We start from the raw sequence: 1,578 nt of genomic DNA, 5'->3' as shown, positions 1-1,578 counted from the left end.
CGCATCCGCGGAAAGAGCCTCCCCAGCTGGGAAAATGACGATGTCGAAGTCGTCGTATCCCTCAGCAAAAGGAGGCACTTTCTGTGAGCTCAGTATCGCGCGGAATCGACCGCATCGAGGTGACCTTCGATGACCCACACCTGGTGGCCAACGCCGGGTTGTTGCTGGTGGCCACCCTGGTGGTCCGGCTTCGTCTCGAAGCTCTGATCAATGAGATGGTCGACCTGTCGGGTCGTGTCGGTGGAGCGCTTCCGGGACGCAAGGTCCTGACTCTGGTGCACGCCATGGTTGCCGGTGGCAGCCACATCGACCATGCCGACGTGCTGCGATCCGGTGCCACCCAGGCAGTGCTTCCCCACCGGGTGATGGCACCTTCCACCTTGGGCACCTTCCTGCGTGCCTTCACCTTCGGTCATGTCCGCCAACTCGATGCGGTCTTCGCCGAGGCCCTGCGGCGAGCGTGGGCATTGGGGGCCGGTCCCGGGGCCGACCGATTGGTCGTCGACCTCGACTCCACCATCTGTGCGGTGTGCGGCAAGGCCAAGCACGGTGCCGGCTACGGCTACACCAAAGAGCTCGGCTACCACCCCTTGGTCGCCACCCGGGCCGGGACCGGCGAGCTTCTCCACGTCCGAATGCGCAAGGGGTCGGCCAACACTCAGCGGGGGACCAAGCGGTTCGTCGAAGAGCTGGTGGCCCGGCTCCGTCGGGCGGGAGCCACCGGCGAGCTGGTCATGCGGTTCGACTCGGGGTTCTGGTCGAACACCACCATCGCCACCCTCTCCCGACTCGGGGTCGGTTACACGATGGGGGTGCGGATGGTGAAGTCCGTGGTCACCGCGGTCTCGGCCATCGACGAAGGTGCGTGGACGCCCATCGGCTACACGTGCGACGGCGTGGCTGAAGTGGCCGAGTGTCTCTACAAGGGACGCCGGCTCGTCGTGCGTCGCACCCGGCTGATCGGGCGGCAGGCGACACTGTGGCCCGAGTGGCGCCACTTCGCCTTCCTGACCGATCAGCAAGGCACTGCGGTCGAAGTCGACGCCTTCCACCGGGCCCACGCCACCGTGGAGCTGGCCATCAAGGACCTCAAAGAGGGTGCCGGCATGGAGCACGTCCCCTCGGGCAACTTCCCTGCCAATGCCGCTTGGCTGGTCTGTGCCGCCCTGGCCCACGACCTCATCCGTTGGAGCGTCATGCTCGGCCAGATCACGCCCACCGATCATCTCGTCGTGGCCCGCACCGTGCGCACGCGCTACCTGTCGGTGCCAGGACGACTGGTCAACATCTCGGGCACGCCGACACTGCGGGCTCCGCTCGAGTGGCCGTGGGCCAAGAAGTTCAAACGGGCCCTCGAACTTCTTCGTGGCCTTCCGCCGGTCCCGCTGTAGTCGCCCACCCGCGGCAGGCGCACCGCAGACGATCGCAGGACGGCGCTGACAACCGATGAGAATCACAAACTCTTGGTATCGCACGTCCCGACAGCGGCTGAAGAAGTCAGCCCGAAGCCGATTGACCCTTCACTATGCCGATCGCTCGTTTCGCTGCCCTGCCAGGTCGTCGGTCGGTGGATCCAGG

Annotated in this window: 1 protein-coding gene; it reads left to right on the top strand. The window is 66.0% G+C overall.

The genetic code is table 11. The features are described from left to right. Positions 1-83: 83 nt before the first annotated feature. Positions 84-1,391 carry an IS1380 family transposase gene (locus IVW53_15930; protein ID MBF6607052.1) on the top strand — a complete coding sequence of 436 codons (1,308 nt, stop codon included), beginning with the start codon at positions 84-86 and terminating at the stop codon, positions 1,389-1,391. The last annotated feature ends 187 nt before the right edge of the window (positions 1,392-1,578 follow it).

It is taken from the genome of Chloroflexota bacterium (assembly GCA_015478725.1).
In the GTDB taxonomy this organism is placed as follows: Bacteria; Chloroflexota; Limnocylindria; order Limnocylindrales; family CSP1-4; genus C-114.
Note: the sequence above shows the minus strand (reverse complement) of the source record. Positions and strands in the feature narration are given on the sequence as shown.